This window comes from Aeromonas dhakensis, assembly GCF_000820305.1.
GTDB lineage: Bacteria > Pseudomonadota > Gammaproteobacteria > Enterobacterales > Aeromonadaceae > Aeromonas > Aeromonas dhakensis.
Genome location: NZ_CDBH01000020.1, coordinates 1 through 586 on the forward strand (window position 1 = coordinate 1; position 586 = coordinate 586).

Here is a 586-nt window from a genome sequence, read left to right on the forward strand (position 1 = left end):
CAGTTCAACCCGGCCTTCGGGGCCGACGGGGCGGGCAGCATCGGCTACAGCCTGGCGCTGAGCGGCAGCAACGTGGCGAGCGGCCTCTATGCGGTGGATCCGCTGGCCGCCAACGGCCAGGGGGCGGCCATCCTGCTCAATCAGGTGGGCAACGTCATCACCGGCAGCGCGGGCGGGGTGGATTACTTCACCCTGACCATCAACCCGACCAGCGGGGAAGTGACCCTGGCCCTGCTGGACAACGTCTGGCATGGCGACACCAGCAATGCAGATGACAGCGTGGCACTGACCGTGGGGCAGGGCGTGCTGACCCTGGTGCAGACCGTGACCGACGCCGATGGCGACCGTGCCAGTGCGGCGGTGGATCTGGGCGCCAACAGCGTGTTCCGCTTTGAGGATGACGGCCCGCGGGCTGGCCTCGCAGAAGAGGCGCCGAGCCTGGGGGCGACCGTGGACGAGAGCCTGGTCAGCCTGGGCGGGGTGGGCGGCGACGGGGTGGCCAGTGCCAGCCTGAGCGCGGCCGACGTGCAGGCCCAGTTCAACCCGGCCTTCGGGGCCGACGGGGCGGGCAGCATCGGCTACAGCC

General features: G+C 70.8%; 1 protein-coding gene. It reads left to right on the forward strand.

Annotation, left to right across the window (positions count from 1 at the left end; translation table 11 throughout):
* The coding region (locus tag BN1143_RS02345; protein ID WP_042049535.1) for a DUF5801 repeats-in-toxin domain-containing protein at positions 1-586 on the forward strand (586 nt) is incomplete at both ends.